Annotated in this window: 9 protein-coding genes; 8 read left to right on the top strand and 1 reads right to left on the bottom strand. The window is 39.7% G+C overall.

Annotation, left to right across the window (positions count from 1 at the left end):
• From EV200_RS11725 to EV200_RS11690, 8 genes are all read left to right on the top strand, one after another.
• A complete protein-coding gene (locus tag EV200_RS11725; protein WP_132532789.1) occupies positions 1–3,972 on the top strand; it encodes a non-ribosomal peptide synthetase in 3,972 nt (1,323 codons plus the stop codon).
• Between the two features lie 24 nt (positions 3,973–3,996).
• Positions 3,997–5,001: a 2,3-diaminopropionate biosynthesis protein SbnA gene (sbnA, locus tag EV200_RS11720; protein WP_208864535.1), complete on the top strand. Its 1,005-nt coding sequence runs from the start codon at positions 3,997–3,999 to the stop codon at positions 4,999–5,001.
• Positions 5,002–5,018: 17 nt separating this feature from the next.
• Complete coding sequence (gene cysC, locus EV200_RS11715; RefSeq protein ID WP_132532787.1) at positions 5,019–5,597, top strand: adenylyl-sulfate kinase; 579 nt, start codon at positions 5,019–5,021, stop codon at positions 5,595–5,597.
• 23 nt (positions 5,598–5,620) lie between these two features.
• Positions 5,621–7,327 (top strand): carbamoyltransferase family protein, encoded by a 1,707-nt coding sequence (locus tag EV200_RS11710; RefSeq protein ID WP_132532785.1) that lies wholly within the window; start codon positions 5,621–5,623, stop codon positions 7,325–7,327.
• Between the two features lie 50 nt (positions 7,328–7,377).
• Positions 7,378–8,766, top strand: coding sequence for an FAD/NAD(P)-binding protein (locus tag EV200_RS11705; RefSeq protein WP_132532783.1), 1,389 nt, complete (start codon positions 7,378–7,380; stop codon positions 8,764–8,766).
• Between the two features lie 4 nt (positions 8,767–8,770).
• Positions 8,771–13,228: a non-ribosomal peptide synthetase gene (locus EV200_RS11700; protein ID WP_132532781.1), complete on the top strand. Its 4,458-nt coding sequence runs from the start codon at positions 8,771–8,773 to the stop codon at positions 13,226–13,228.
• Between the two features lie 110 nt (positions 13,229–13,338).
• Positions 13,339–13,992, top strand: a complete 654-nt coding sequence (locus tag EV200_RS11695; protein ID WP_132532779.1) for a 4'-phosphopantetheinyl transferase family protein — start codon at positions 13,339–13,341, stop codon at positions 13,990–13,992.
• A gap of 173 nt (positions 13,993–14,165) precedes the next feature.
• Complete coding sequence (locus EV200_RS11690; RefSeq protein WP_132532777.1) at positions 14,166–15,368, top strand: diaminopropionate ammonia-lyase; 1,203 nt, start codon at positions 14,166–14,168, stop codon at positions 15,366–15,368.
• 33 nt (positions 15,369–15,401) lie between these two features.
• Here EV200_RS11690 and EV200_RS22010 read toward each other — a convergent pair whose 3' ends face one another.
• Positions 15,402–16,292 (bottom strand): helix-hairpin-helix domain-containing protein, encoded by an 891-nt coding sequence (locus EV200_RS22010; protein ID WP_229676733.1) that lies wholly within the window; start codon positions 16,290–16,292, stop codon positions 15,402–15,404.
• Between the last annotated feature and the right edge of the window lie 4 nt (positions 16,293–16,296).

Here is a 16,296-nt window from a genome sequence, read left to right as displayed (position 1 = left end):
ATGCTTAACAAAGAAAATATCAGTGATATTTATGCATTGTCATCTATGCAGGAAGGAATATTATTCCATACGCTTCTGGAACAACAATCTTCAGCATATTTTCAACAATCTGCTTTCCTGATCAAGGGAAATTTAAATATCGCCGCCCTTGAAAAAGCGCTGCAGCAGTTGGTAGAACGGCACGACGTGCTGAGAACTGTATTCAAATTTGAAAAATTAGAACTTCCGATACAAATTGTACTTAAAAAATGCGAAGCCGTATTTACTTACCATGACATAAGGGATATTAATGCTGAAGAGAAAACGGCATTTATGACCTCATTTAAAACATCAGAGCGGGCAAGGCATTTTAATTTGTCTACGGAAACGATGATGAGGGTAGCAGTAATTCAGCTTGATCATACCACTTTTAACCTGGTATGGAGCTACCATCATATTATTCTGGATGGTTGGTCACTGCGCATCCTGATGAGCGAATTTATGCAGCTGTATATCCTGATTAATGAGCATAAAATAATCTCACTACCAACTGCAACACCATTTAAAGAATACATTAAGTGGTTGGGAAAACAAAATAAAGAAGAAGCACTGGCATACTGGCAGCGTTACCTTATAGGTTATGATGAGGCTACTGTTCTTCCATGCCGCAGGTCGTTAACACAGCAGGCCTCTGGGTATTGCAGAGCACAGGTAAAAGCGGTGCTTGAAGAAGATATAACCACAGCCCTCCGTTCACTTGCAGCACAATATCATACCACATTATATGTACTGCTACAAAGTGTATGGGGAATATTGCTGAGTAAATTAACGGCTAACCAGGAGGTTATATTTGGTTCAGTTGTTGCCGGCCGACCTGCAGAACTTAGAAATGCGGAACAAATGGTTGGTCTTTTTATCAATACCGTTCCAACTCGAATTCATGCAGATCCGGGCGTAACATTTGAAATACTGCTTAAGCAGGTAAACGAACAATTGACAGAAAGCCGCAACCATGATTATTTTCCTTTTGGAGAAATCGTATCTCTATCACCGCTAAAACAGCATTTAATTGATCATTTACTCGTGCTTATTGAATTTCCTGAGCTTGAATCAGATGCTGTAACTGCCGGAAATGAATTTAACATTACCCTCGAAGATAATTTCGAACAAACAAATTATGATCTCTGCGTTGATATTACTGCGGGTAAAAAACTGGCTGTAGAATTTACTTACAATGCCAATGCATTTGAGGATGCTTTTATCAGCAGGGCTGCCAAAATGTTTACAAACCTGCTTAATCAGGTTGTTAAACATCCCCACACAAAAATTGCCGACCTATCTGTTTTTATGGATCATGACCGGCAGATGATGGAGAAATTTAACAGCACTGATGTTTCTTTGCCTAACACCCAATCGGTTACCGTCATTATAGAAGGCTTTGCTGCATCAAAACCAGAACATATCGCTTTATTGTATAGGGGAAGGCAATTTTCGTACAATGAGCTTAATATAGCTGCTAATCAGCTGGCTGCACTAATGCAGCAGAAAATCGTTTTAAAGGCAGATGATAAAGTAGGAATACTCATGGATCGTTCAGACCATATGATCATCAGCATCATTGCCGTATGGAAATGTAGCGCAACCTATATTCCGCTGGATATTGACTATCCTCAAGATCGATTGCTGCTGATGCTTGCAGACTCAGGAGCAAAAATGGTGCTCATAGACCGTACTTTTGAAAATACAGTACTAAGGGCCAGGCTTCAGGAGGATTATAGTGTAATTGATCTTGATGAATCTGCAGAGGCACTGGCAGCATGTAACATGCAAAACCCTGGCCAAGTAAATCATCCGGGTGATCTTGCATACATCATTTACACATCAGGTTCTACGGGTAAACCCAAAGGTGCCATGGTAGAACATGGAGGAATGATGAACCACTTATTTGCTAAAGTAAGCGATATGCAGATTACTGCAGACAGTATTGTTGTTCAAAATGCATCTCAATGCTTTGACATATCAGTATGGCAATTTTTTGTCGCTTTAATGGCGGGAGGGAAGACGGCGGTGTACGGCCGCGAATTGGTACTGGATCCGGTTTCATTTATGCAGCAGCTAACGCTCGATAAAATAACAATTCTCGAACTGGTTCCTTCCTACCTTTCTATATTACTGGGCCTTATCGATGATGGCATCGAACCTCCCGAATTTCCTGAACTAAAATACCTGGTAATGACAGGTGAGGCACTTAAACCCAAATTGGTTAACCGCTGGTTAACATTATATCCGAGTATTCCAATGATAAATGCTTACGGCCCCACAGAAGCTTCGGATGACATTACCCATTATCTTATTAACAAACCTTTACAAGTTGATACTGTACCGGTAGGTTTTCCCATTCAAAATACAAAGATCTACATTGTAGATCAAAACTTTCAGCAATGCCCAATAGGCATTAAAGGCGAAATTGTGGTGTCGGGTGCAGGTGTAGGGAGAGGTTATGTAAATGATGAAGTTAAAACTGCAGGTGTGTTTAGGTTTGATCCTTTCCGGGAGGAAAAAAATATCAGGCTTTATCAAACAGGAGATGTAGGCCGTTTTCTTGAAAACGGTGCGGTAGAATTTTTTGGCAGAAAAGATTACCAGGTAAAAATCAGGGGTTTCAGGATAGAATTAGAGGAAATAGAAAAGGCTATTGATTTATTCCCGTTTGTAGAGGATGCTATCGTATTTGATAAACAGGAAATAGATGGCGATACCTATCTGAGTGCTTATCTTGTGGTAAAAGAAGGTTATGATACCGAATCGCTTCGTACATTTCTGGCTTCCAGGTTGCCCGATTATATGATTCCACTTTATTTTACTGTGCTGGAGACTTTTCCGCTAACCACAAACGGAAAAACAGACCGGAAAACCATCCGTGAAATAGCCGAATCGGCCCCTCTTTTAAAACAAAGCGAATTTCATCATCCTTTGAACGAAACGGAAGAAAAGCTGGTCGCCATTTGGCAGGGGGTGCTTAAAATGGAAAAGGTAAGCGTAACCGATAATTTTTTTGAAATCGGTGGCGACTCTTTTAAAGCCATCCGGATGGTATCAAAATTTGGCAGGGCATTTATGGTGTCTGATCTTTATAAATATCCTACCATCAGATCATTGGCAGCATATATTGCACAAAACAGCCAGGAAAGCATGTATAACCTTTATGAGCTTACCCCGGCAGGCCACAAGAAAAAGATAAGCATTATTGCTGTGCCAAATTCGGCAGGTGATCCGCTCATTTATGAAGAAACTACTAAAGCACTTTTGGAGCTTACAGATGAGATTGCCGTATATGGGATTAATCTTCCGAGGTTTGAGCCAAGTGCCGAAGAATCGATGCAATCACTCCTGCTTCAGCTTTCATCAGCGATTGTAGAAGAAGTTAAAAAAAGAATCCAGACACCAATTATCATTTACGGGCAGTGTAACGGCGCCGGACTTGCAATTGAAATTGGCCGTATGCTACAGGATGAAGGCATCATATGCCATGCCATCTGTACAGGTGGTGCATTGCCCCGTACCAAACAGGTTTCGGAGGACGATGACAGGACTGACAAAGTACTAGTTTCTTTTTTAGAAAGCATTGATGCTACCTTTCCAACCGAACTGGAAGATCAGCTGATTTTTTTCCGTAACCTGAAATATGATGGTGTACTGGCCAAAGCCGCCTTCAATTATCATCTTAACCTGATGAAGGAAAACAATTATAATCGGTTAAAAGCCCCGTTTTATGTAATCGTTGGCGACCGCGACCCGATAACTAAAGGATATCACCGAAAATATAAAGACTGGCGGCTGTATGCAGAAAATGTTACACTGGTAGAGATGCCCGATGTAGGCCACTTTATGTGGAGAGATCAACCAGTTGAACTCGCAGCAATACTTTATCAGATTGCACAGGGCAGTTTTGTTGCTGCTCCTGTTAAAAACAAATGGCTAATATTTAATTAAAATCAGTTTCATCTATCATAAGTTATGTCCCTTCAAACAAAAGAAATGCTGGAAAAACTAAGTTTAATCCAGCCTCTGATTGGTAATACGCCTGTTATAAAACTTGCTGTGCCACATATGAATGCCAATATTTTTGCCAAACTTGAATACGTTAATTTTGCAGGTAGCATTAAAAGCAGGCCTGCGTTTAATATCCTATATAAAGCTATCGGCGATGGTCAGATAGATGAAAATAGCATAGTAGTAGAATCCAGTTCGGGTAATTTTGCCATTGCACTGGCCATGCTTTGTAAACTTATTGGCATCAGGTTTATCCCGGTAATAGATCCCAACATTAATCCGGGTTATGAGAAACTTTTACGCTACTTGTGTGCAGAAGTAATCAAGGTAACAGAAATTGATGAAACCGGCGGCTACCTGCTTACGCGCCTTGCACGGGTATCAGCAATACGCCAGTCAAACGAGCACACATTCTGGCCAAATCAATATGGAAATCCTGTAAATGCAGAAACCTATTATCATTATATGGCCAAAGAGATAGCCGATAGCTTTGTAAAATTGGATTATGTTTTTATTGGTGTAAGTTCGTGCGGAACAATAGCCGGCCTGTCAAAAAAACTCAAAATAGAATTTCCTGATATTAAAATTATAGCCATTGATGTAGAAGGATCAGTAATATTTTCGCATCCTCCACAAAAGCGCTTTATTTCCGGTATTGGTTCAAGCATTGTTCCACCACTCATTAATGAAGCTATAATTGATGAAATTATCCATATATCACAGGTCGACATTATTGAAGGCTGCCATAACCTGGTTGATCAGCACATGCTGTTTTGCGGAGCTTCATCCGGTGCATCCTACAGCTGTATAAAAAGATATTTCCAAAATCATCCTGCTTTTGATACCAAGCCACAGGTATTATTTATTTGTCCGGATAGTGGAGATGCTTACCTAGATACCATTTATGATCAACAGTGGGGAGCAAAGGTTGCTGCGGCACAATATCAGGACTTTACCATAAATAATTAACTTTTTCCTTCAATTTTATGAAAATTAACGGATTTACAATCTGGCTTACCGGTTTGAGCGGAGCGGGTAAAACAACCATAGCCGAAAAGTTATGTTTAGCGCTAAACAAGAGGCAGGTACCTTGTGAAACACTCGATGGAGATGTGATCAGAGAAAACCTTTCAAAGGGATTAACTTTCTCGCGTGAAGACAGGGATATTAATGTGCTTCGTATTGGTTTTGTTGCAGCCTTACTCTCCAGAAATGGTGTGGGCGTAATTGTCTCGGCCATATCGCCTTATCAGGAAGCCCGCCAACAGGTAAGGGCTAAAATTAAAAACTTTATAGAAGTATACATTAAATGCCCCATTGAAGAGTGCGAACGAAGGGATGTAAAGGGATTGTACAAAAAAGTTCGTAGTGGAGCATTAACAGGTTTTACGGGAATAAGTGATCCTTATGAAGAACCCCGGCATCCTGAAATAATCTGTTTTACAGATACAGAAACAGTAGAAATTTCTGTTAATAAAATAATCAGCTATCTGGAAGAAGCCGGTTACCTGCCAACTTTATCTCTTATGGATACTTTACAGGATAAATCAATAAACGAGGCCTAAAAAAGCGCTGACCAAAAAATGATATGAAGAAAAAAAATTATGTAGGAATAGCCTCTACTTGTCACGACCCGGCAATCGCTATCATAAATTCAAAAGGTGAACTTGTTTTTGCAGAGGCTACGGAGCGGAACTTGCAAAATAAACGTGCATGGAATTGCGTTCCCGACGACCTCATCCGGTCAAGGCAGCTGGTAAGAGAATATTGTGAGCCCGATGCCGATCTGGTGATTGCAACTTCCTGGGGCGAAAGTTATATTCAGCGGATCAGCAATCCGTTAATGCAATGGCTGATGAACAGGCGGGTTACTGAAACTAACGAACGTACCATTAAAACCATGCGCCAGGGAATGATTGCCAATGGCAGGCTAGCCGGAAAAAATATTGCCATTAATTTTCAGCAGCAATTCGGAAACTCCGGCATTGTCGAAAAATCTTTTAACCATCACCTTACACATGCAGCCTTCGCCTGTTATAGCAGTCCATTTAAAGAAGCGGTTTGTGTGGTGGCAGATGGTTTTGGAGAAAAAGGATCAACAGCATTTTATCATTACATAAACGGAACACTTACCCCCGTTCCGGGAATTCCCTCATCTGCAGGTAGTTTAGGGATGTTGTATGGCTTTGTATGCAACGCCTGCGGTTTTAACCATTTAGACGGAGAAGAGTGGAAAGTGATGGGCCTTGCTCCTTATGGCAAATACAATGAAGAGGTATATGCGCTTTTATGCGAGTTTCTGGAAGTAAAAGGCACTGTAATGATTCCTAAAAGAAGGGCTTCAGATGCTACGCGTGCATTAAAAGAAGTGGTTAAAAACTGGCCTGGTAATGGGTCCTTAAAATATGCAGATCTTGCCTTTACCGCGCAGGTATTCTTTTCTGATATCCTTTCTGCCCTCTTACAAAACCTGTATAAAAAAGGGATTTCCGAAAATCTGGTGTTTACAGGCGGGTGCGCTTTAAACTCTGCCTATAATGGTAAAGTGCAGCAAACAACAAACTTTAAAAATATGCATGTACCCTGTGCCCCTGCAGATGATGGAAATGCCGTAGGTGCTGCTTTACTGGCCTATTACCAGGATCATCCTGTACAAAAGGAAATCGTAAATATAAAATCGCCGTACCTGGGTTCTGGAATGTCTGTAGATGCTGTGGAAAGGATCATGCGCTTTAATAAGTTCAATTATGCCAGGAAATCAGAAAATATATACCAGGATACTGCAAAGCTGTTGGCAGAAGGAAAAATTATAGGCTGGGTGCAGGGAAAAGCAGAGTATGGTCCACGCTCTCTGGGTAACAGATCCATCCTGGCAGATCCCCGGAATGAGAACATAAAAGATATCATCAACAGCAAGGTTAAATTCAGGGAAGAATTCAGGCCTTTTGCGCCTTCAATTCTTCACGAGTACGGCCACGAATATTTTGAAAATTATAGCGAATCTCCCTATATGGAAAAAGCACTAGTTTTTAAAAAAGAAAGTTTTAATAAAGTACCTGGTGTGGTTCATACCGATGGTACCGGCAGGTTGCAAACGGTTAAAAAAGAATACAACGAAAGGTATTATAATCTCATCTCGGCCTTTAAAGAACTAACGGGTATCCCAATTTTGCTCAATACCAGTTTCAATATCATGGGTAAACCCATCATCCATTCAGTAGAAGATGCGGTAGCCATGTTCTGTACAACCGGCATAGATGCATTGGTGATTGATGACTACCTCATCATGTTATAACCTTAACAGGTTTTACGATTTAAATTACCTGAATTTTAACTGCAAATCAGATGAAAAATATAGTAATTATAGGAGGGGGGATAAGTGGTTATTTAATACTGATGAACCTGCTTCGCACACCCGGCGCGCAACGGTTAAATGTTGTTCTGCTCGAAAAAGAGCGCCTGGATCGTCTTGGGGTACCTTATGAAACTACTGAAGAAGCACATTTACTCAATGTGCCCGTATCCAATATGAGTGCATTTTCGGATGATAAAAATCATTTTGCAGATTGGCTGCTTAAAAATGCTATTGATTTTACACCACTTTCATTTATGCCACGGAAAATATACAGACAGTACATCCTGGATATTTTTAACCACCTGATGAAATATAAATCTGAATTAATCAATGTATCCATGTTGCAGGCTGAGGCTGTAGATGTGGATATGGAGGGGAAAAATGTATTGCTTAACGGGGCAGGGCAACTGTCATTCGATCAGTTGATTATGGCCACAGGCACATTTCCGCCCGGGCATTTAGCCTTAAAAAATAATGATTACACCCATTCAGCAAATTACTTTCCTTCGGCCTGGCAACCCGGATTGATGGACAGCCTAAAAGGCCTGGAGGAAATTTTTATCATCGGCACAGGGCTCACCATGACTGATACCATTATCAGTCTTCACAAAAGAGGCCATAAGGGTAAAGTTACCGCAATATCAAGACATGGATTAATGCCTGCCGTGCATAAAAAATGTATTCCTTACCCTTGTTTCGGTGAAGATATGCGCAAACAGGTAACCATACTCGGAATGTTTGGAATACTGAAAAAACATTTAAAACAAGCCGCAATAATCGGTTCAGACTGGCGTGCGGTAACAGATGCATTGCGGCCCCATATTCCACAATTGTGGAACCAGCTTGCTGAAGTGGAAAGAAAAGCATTTATAGAACATCTGCGCCACCGGTGGGAAGTTTGCAGACACAGAATGCCTGAAGAATGTGCTTTAATTGTACATTCGTGGTTGGCAACAGGTAAAATAACAATGTACGCAGGCAGAATCAGGCAAATCAGCGAAAGCGCTGAAGCAGGATTCTGCATTACCTACATACAGGAAAAAACACAATTAATAAAGCAATTAAAAGCAGATGTAATTATTAACTGCATGGGGCCTTTAACTGATTACAATCTGATTGTACATGACCTGATTAGAAACCTGATGCAAAAAGGAGTAATTTGTGCTGACCCGCTTGGCCTCGGTTTACAATGTTCTGCAGAAGGAGCGCTGATACAACAGGATGGTAGGGTTTCGGATTGTTTTTATACCATTGGTGCTCCCGCTAAGGGAACTTTATGGGAAACAACTGCTGTTCCTGAAATAAGGGTACAGGCAAAACAACTGGCAGATCGGGTTACCGGTATGCACAAGCCATTATTACAATATTCTAATAGTTGATCCTATGATGCCACTCTCCTTACCGCAACAGAATATTTACTATGATCAGCTTCTCCATCCTGATTTGCCGATATATAATATTGGAGCTAAAGTTATCATTCGTGGCCAGCTCAATGCCACGATACTGTCATTAGCTTACCAGGAACTGGTACAACAGCATGATGCAATCCGTAGTGTGTTGGTTATTGACCGGGATAATCCTCCTATGTTAAAGGTGTGCGAAATAAATTACACATTTTTGCAACATATAGATTTTTCATCCTTTACAGATGCTGAAACCGAAGCAACCAGGTATATCCAGGAAGAATTTGAAAAACCATTCGACCTGCTGAACGGCAGTTTGCTTCATAAATGCTTGTTAATTAAGGTAAATAACGATTTTCATTACCTGCTATCCGTTTATCATCACCTGATTACCGATGGGTGGGGCACCTCGCTAATGTTTCAGCAGCTGGTAAAAAATTACAACGAACTGCTGAAACTGGGAAAAGTAGCCGCAATAAATGCTTACAGCTATGCAGATTTTGTTGCAGAAGATCTGGACTACAGGAAAAGCGCATCTTTTGAAAAAGAAAATGCCTATTGGGTAAACAGGTTCAGCGTACTGCCCGAAGAACTTATAAGCAAGAAAATCCCGTTTCCAAAAGTTGTTCAGAGCAAGCGGAAAGAACTTATTGTGCCCAGGTCTTTATATCATCAGCTGGGTATATTGGGCAAAAGTTGTGGTGCATCTTCATTTCATGTTATTTTAGCTGTATTTTACACTTATTTTGGAAGGTTTTACCATAAAACCGATTTTGCCATCGGTATTCCGGTACTTAACAGAGGCAAAGCCGCTTATAAACATACTGTTGGTCTTTTTATGGGCGTTTCTCCGTTGCGCATAAATGTAGAAATGGATCATTCCTTTAAACAACTTGTAATCCAGATAAAAGATCAGCTTAGAACAGATTATCGTTATCAGCGTTTCCCCATCGGAAAACTGATCAGAGAGCTCCAGATTTTTACTGAAAATAAAAAGCTTTATGATATAACCCTTTCTTACGAGAAACATCATTATGGAGATACATTTGAAGGAACTACTACCCAGGTAATTCCTTTAACCAACAGGGCAGAGCGGTGTGCCCTTGCTTTGTATGTTAGAGAATATAATGAAGACGAGGATGTAAAAATAGATTTCGATTATAACCTCAATTATTTTGATGAAGATGAAATAAATAACCTGGCCAGGCATATAGAAATGCTGTTTAACGAAGTCAGCAATAATGCCGGAAGTAAAATTAGCGGCCTTAATTATTTGCCTTCAGCCGAGCAAACTTTACTTTTAGAAGGATACAACCAAACTGCAGAAAATTACTCCTCTCATTTAACCATCCAGGAGCTTTTTGGCTGGCAAACTAAAAAAACGCCACAAAATATAGCCTTAAAAGATGGGTATCAGACCTATACCTACCAGCAATTGGATCAAATTACGGATAGCGTTGCCTGTTATTTAACGGATACGATTTCAGCACCCTTATCATCACCAATCGGGGTAATGATAAATAGGTCTGCTGATTTGCTTATCATTTTATTAGGAATCCTGAAATCAGGCAGGGCTTTTATTCCGCTCGATCCCGCCTTTCCTGTAGGGCGGCTTAAATATGTACTGGAACACAGCGGTGCAGGTTTGCTGATTACGGCAGAGGATATACAGACCATTGATTGTTCAAATGAGGTAACCGTAGTGCAGATAAACGAAGTATTTAACCAGGTTAAGCTCAATCCGCCGGCAGCCAGGTCTTTTTCTTATTCGTCAGCAAAAACGGCTTATATCATTTACACCTCTGGCTCTACAGGTAATCCTAAGGGGGTAGAAATACTACAAAAGTCAGTAGTTAATTTCTTGCTCAGTATGCAACAAACACCTGGTTTACAAGAATCAGATACCTTATTTGCGGTTACCTCCTGCTCATTTGATATTTCGATACTGGAATTATTTCTGCCGGTAATTTGTGGTGCTGCGGTTTATATTGCAGGTAATGCTGTACTTTCCGAACCCTCGCAGATTATTGAACTGCTTGGTAGGGTTAAACCAACTGTAATACAGGCCACGCCAAGTTTTTACCAGATGTTGTTTAATGCAGGGTGGAAAGGAGCCCGGAACCTAAAATGCTTATGTGGTGGTGATCATTTAAGCAGTGCCCTGGCCGCAAAATTGATTGAAGGAAGTGCGGCGGTGTGGAACATGTATGGGCCAACAGAAACAACCATCTGGTCGATGGTTAAAAAAGTTACAGTTCCTGACGACGCGCTTAGCATAGGCTGGCCTATACATAATACCACTATTCTGATACTGGATCAATGGCTAAACCTTTTACCTTTCGGATCAGTAGGCGACTTATATATTGGGGGCGATGGTTTAGCCAGGGGATATTATAAAGCTCAGGCACTCACAGATAAAGTATTCATTAAGCACCCTTTTAAACCCGGTGAAAGACTTTATAAAACGGGCGATTTTGCCAAAAGGGCAATTGATGGACAAGTAATATTTTGTGGAAGGTCTGATAATCAGATTAAAATAAGGGGTTACAGGATTGAACCCGGTGAAATAGAAAAGCAGCTTAATGCGTTAAACAGCATTGAAGAATCTGTTGTTATTGCAAAAAAAGATGACGATCATGAGGCTTACCTTTTAGCCTTTATAATTCCAAAAGATGAAAACCTTAATGATAAATATATAGGTGGACAATTAGCCCCTGTACTGCCCGCGTACATGATACCACGTGTAATGATCTATGTAGATTCATTTCCACTTACGCCTAATAAAAAAATAGATAAAAAAGCACTGCTCAAAATGGCCGAAAATGTTATCCAGCCTTTGGTAACGAGAATTGATATACGCCCTTTAACCGCATTGGAAAATAAATTGCTAGCCATCTGGAAAAAGATATTGCTCCAGCCGGATCTACAGGTTGATGACGATTTTTTTGCCCAGGGCGGACACTCCTTAAATGCAGTCAGGATGATTACTTTGATTAAAGAGGAATTAGGCTTTAACATTACATTGAAAGCTTTTTTTGATTATCCCACTGTTCGATTAATGGCAGGGCAGTTGAAAGAGCTGGTTGTTGATCGAACACCTGTTTATCCCGTTTATGACGAAAATAATCAATATCCGGTTACTCCTGGCCAGTATCATTTATGGTTATTATGCCAGAGAAAAGAAGCATCAAGGGCTTACAATATGTCTGTGGCCTTGCAGGTTAATGGAAAAATGAACTACCATGCCCTGCACCAGGCCATGATTGGCTGTATTGCGCAGCATGAGATATTGCGTACCAATTTTACAGAAGCTAATGGCCGGTGCTGGCAAACGGTAAGATCAATAGAACAGGTTGATTTTAAGATTGATATGATTGAAGCAGTTGATGATAATGAAATTCATTCATCTATCAGCAAACTAAAGTACTACACATTTGATCTTGCAACAGAACTGCTGATTAAATTAAGCCTCATAAAACTGGAAGAAAAAAAGACATTGCTGGTATATACTACTCATCATTTAATTATGGACGGGTGGTCGGTAGAGGTATTATTTAACGAACTATCACAGCGGTACAACAGCATCTTAAATCAGAAAGAACCTGCAGTAAGTCCTTTAAGCTTTCAGTTTAAAGATTATGCAACATGGCTGGTGCAGCATACCAATAAGGTAATGAACGCGGAGTGGTTTAAAACGCAATATGCTGATTATAACAATGTAGCTGTTTTTGCATACGACCGGTTAGCTCATACTACCTCATTTAGCGGTAATTTAGCAGTATTTAATTTTTCTTTAACCGAAACCAATGCGCTTAAACAACTGGCAAAAAAAGAGCATGTCAGCGTTTTTTCCATACTCATTACGGCCATCAATATTCTGATTTTCAGGTATTCCGGACATTCCGATATTTGCCTCGGAACAGTAGCTGCAGGCAGGGATAAAGAAGGGCTCGAAGAACATATGGGAATGTATGTTAATACCATCGTCTTAAGAAATTATGTACATGCAGATGAAGATTTTAATTTTCATTTATATCGTGTTCATCATAATTTAGGAGATGCGTTATCTCATCAGTATATTGAAGATGATAGTATACGGCCCTTATTTGAGATCATGGTGGCCTATCAAAATCCCAATTTTAATATATTAGGACACCATGCATTTTCGGGTTTAGAAATAGAACATTATGATACTTTACACCAGGTTAGCCGGTTTCCTATAACATTTAATTTTTACGAACAGGACAGCCAAATTTATTGCCAACTGGAATACAATACTGATTTATATGAAACAGCTACCATTCGTTTAATTATTGGTAAATTTAAAAAGCTTATGATAGATATACTTAACCAACCGGCTAGGAGTATAACAGCGTATGATATCCGGCTAACCGAGGAAAATATGTCAAGAAATATTTCTATAGACCTAGAATTTTAAAGCTATCAATATCCAGATAGTTCTAAATCATAATATGTTGCATTAATTTATGTCTGATAATTTTTCTTTTAGTTGTTTTATTGATTTTTTTTTAGAAAATCAGTCAGTTTATGGTAGTTATTAAATATTGTAATATTGATGTTATTAAAGATGCGGACATTTCACATTATATGAACTATCTGCCTTCTTTTATGTTGAAAGAAGTTTTGAGGTATAAATACGATAACGATCGAAAATCAAGATTACTGGCTAGATTGATGCTGCAGGAAAGTTTAACTGAAACTTCATCCACTCAATCCCTAAAAGATTGGAGAAGAAATGCAAATAATAAACCGTTTATGGTTAACTGGCATGCATTTAATATCAGCCATTCCTCAGATGTAGTTGTTTTTGCCTACACCACTGGTGAGGCGGTTGGAATTGATATTGAACAAAAAGCAGATGTAAGCTACCAGGATATTCTGAATAATTTTCATCCGGAAGAAAAACAATATATTAATTCCTCATCAGATCCAAAAAATTGCTTTTATAATTTATGGGTAAAAAAAGAGGCGCTGCTTAAGGCCATAGGCATAGGTGTGGTTAATGGTTTAAATGATTTTACCTGTATAAATAATTCGTTAAGCCACCAGCAACGCACCTGGTATTTAAAAGAATTACAGATTCATCCCGAATATAGCTGTTATTTATGCCTTTTGGATTTGGAACAAGATATCATGATCCGAGAATTTAAATTAAGCAACTTTAATCTCAACAATTTATAATTGCTTTATTCAAATTTTTGAGAATTCTATAAGGATTTGCTATTGCCCATAGGATGGTGGGTGTGATTTGAAATACTATGGTAAAGGTTATATTCGGAAATGAAGTGAAATTACTTTTACTCAAATTTTGAAAATATTTTATTAAATCGCTGCCAGCATTATAAATGTACTTTATGTTATTAAAAAATAATACAACACAAAAAGGCCTTTCTTTGGATTTAGCCGATGCCAAATTACTTGCTCCTGAGGTAGTGAAAAAAGCTCAGGATTTTTGGGCTTCGAGAAAGGAATATAAAATAACACCATTACATTCTTTAGCTACTTTAGCAAAACATTGTGGTATTTCAGATATTTATGTAAAGGATGAAGACCACCGCTTAGGTTTACATAGTTTTAAAGCACTTGGTGGGGCATATGCTGTATTTTGTATTATAGTAGAAGAGGTACAAGCCAAACTGGGTAGAAAGATAATGTTTGATGAAATTGAGAGTCCGTGGGTGAAGGAAATTGCATCGAAAATCACATTTACCTGTGCAACAGATGGAAATCATGGACGCTCGGTTGCGGCGGGCGCTCAAATAGTAGGTGCGAGATCTGTTATATTCGTGCATAAAGGAGTTAGCTACAATAGAAGAGAAGCAATTGCCGCTTATGGAGCAAATATTAAAGAAGTAAACGGTACCTATGATGATTCTGTTGCTGAAGCATCTCGTATGGTTAAAGATGAAGGTTGGATTATGGTTTCTGATACTTCGTGGCCAGGATATGAACGGATTCCTGGACTCATTATGCAGGGATACACAATCATGCTTACAGAAGCCTTGTCACAGTTAAACAAATTACCCTCTCATGTATTTATACAGGCAGGGGTAGGAGGTCTTGCCTCGGCAATAGCTGGGCATTTATTCCTATTGTTTGGAAACAAGATACCCAAAATATTAATAGTTGAGCCTGAACTTGCAGCCTGCATTTATGAAAGTGCAAAAATGGGACATTCAATAAAAATTAGAAATAGTAAACCTACTGTGATGGCAATGCTGGAATGCTATGAACCATCTATGATTGCATGGCGAATATTGTCAAAAATAGCCTATGGTTTCATCACAATCTCGGAAAAGGAAGCAGTAGATACAATGAGGCTGTTGGCATCACCAAAAGGTAACGATCCATTTATTGTATCGGGCGAGAGTGGTTGTGCAGGAATTGCTGGTCTAATTCAGATCTGTGAAAATAAGTCTACAATGAGAGATCTTGGAATTGATGAAAAATCTAGTGTTTTAATCTTCAATACAGAGGGTGCTACAGATCCCCGAAAGTATGTTGAGTTAGTGGGACAAATGCCTCAAGATGTTTATCTGAAAAATGAAATGCTCTAGCTGTATGGGCGAATACCATTGATTAACATCTGTTTACTTAAAATTTCTTCCACCATGAAAAGCATCTTGGGTTACTGCTGTGCGAACCTGCGTCGGTTTATGCTGGGATGGGTAGGGGGTAGCGTTTCCATCAGTGGAGGATAAATGCATTATCGGTAAGTCATCCATTTCCCGCTGCACCAGTTTACCCAGCATTTTAGTGAGGTCTATACACTTGCTTACGATGACATGTACCACATCTTTTTCCCGCTGCAAACGTCCTTCTACCATCAGCAGCCGTGAATGAAGAATTTCTTTTCTGTATTTTTCAAATAGCTTTTCAAATACCACCAGATTAGTAAAACCTGTTTCATCTTCAATGGTGATGAAACATACCCCGCCTGCGGTACCCGGGCGTTGCCTTACCAGCACTAATCCCGCTACTTTAACCAGCTGCCCGGTATTGGCCGCTGTATTAATGGTTTTACAGGATAGAATGCGCAACATTTCCAGCTGACTCCTTATAAAGCTTACAGGATGCGCTTTTAATGATAAACCGATTGTAGCATAATCATGCACCACATGCTCGCCTTTACTCATCAATGGCAGTTCTACCTGGGTTTCCAGTGTACTTTCAGAAGGCTGTCCTTTGAATAATTCTTCCGGCATATCTTGTAAAGCCGTTACCTGCCATAAAGCTTTTCTGCGGTCAAAGCCTAAGGAGCGAAAGGCATCGGCATCAGCTAATTTCTCTAATGCACTAATTGATACGCCTGCATCTCTTATGGCAGCAATACTCTGGTAACCTTGCCCTTTCCCTGCCCGTAGAGTATTTATCTCTTCTTCCTTGATGCCTTTAATTTGCCTGAATCCTAAACGGATGGCGTAATATTGACCTGATTTTTCTTCGAGCAGGTTACCCCATGCAGAATAATTAACATCCACCTCC

It is taken from the genome of Pedobacter psychrotolerans (genome assembly GCF_004340665.1).
Classification (GTDB): domain Bacteria; phylum Bacteroidota; class Bacteroidia; order Sphingobacteriales; family Sphingobacteriaceae; genus Pedobacter; species Pedobacter psychrotolerans.
The sequence above is the reverse complement of the archived record's forward strand: the minus strand, read 5'-3'. Positions and strand labels throughout refer to the sequence as shown.

Bases quoted from the DNA above. Each gene is read 5' to 3' on its own strand.
- EV200_RS11710 (WP_132532785.1), top strand. From the start codon at position 5,621: ATGAAGAAAAAAAATTATGTAGGAATAGCCTCTACTTGTCACGACCCG.
- cysC (WP_132532787.1), top strand. From the start codon at position 5,019: ATGAAAATTAACGGATTTACAATCTGGCTTACCGGTTTGAGCGGAGCG.
- EV200_RS11705 (WP_132532783.1), top strand. From the start codon at position 7,378: ATGAAAAATATAGTAATTATAGGAGGGGGGATAAGTGGTTATTTAATA.
- sbnA (WP_208864535.1), top strand. From the start codon at position 3,997: ATGTCCCTTCAAACAAAAGAAATGCTGGAAAAACTAAGTTTAATCCAG.
- EV200_RS11725 (WP_132532789.1), top strand. From the start codon at position 1: ATGCTTAACAAAGAAAATATCAGTGATATTTATGCATTGTCATCTATG.
- EV200_RS11700 (WP_132532781.1), top strand. From the start codon at position 8,771: ATGATGCCACTCTCCTTACCGCAACAGAATATTTACTATGATCAGCTT.
- EV200_RS11695 (WP_132532779.1), top strand. From the start codon at position 13,339: ATGGTAGTTATTAAATATTGTAATATTGATGTTATTAAAGATGCGGAC.
- EV200_RS11690 (WP_132532777.1), top strand. From the start codon at position 14,166: ATGTTATTAAAAAATAATACAACACAAAAAGGCCTTTCTTTGGATTTA.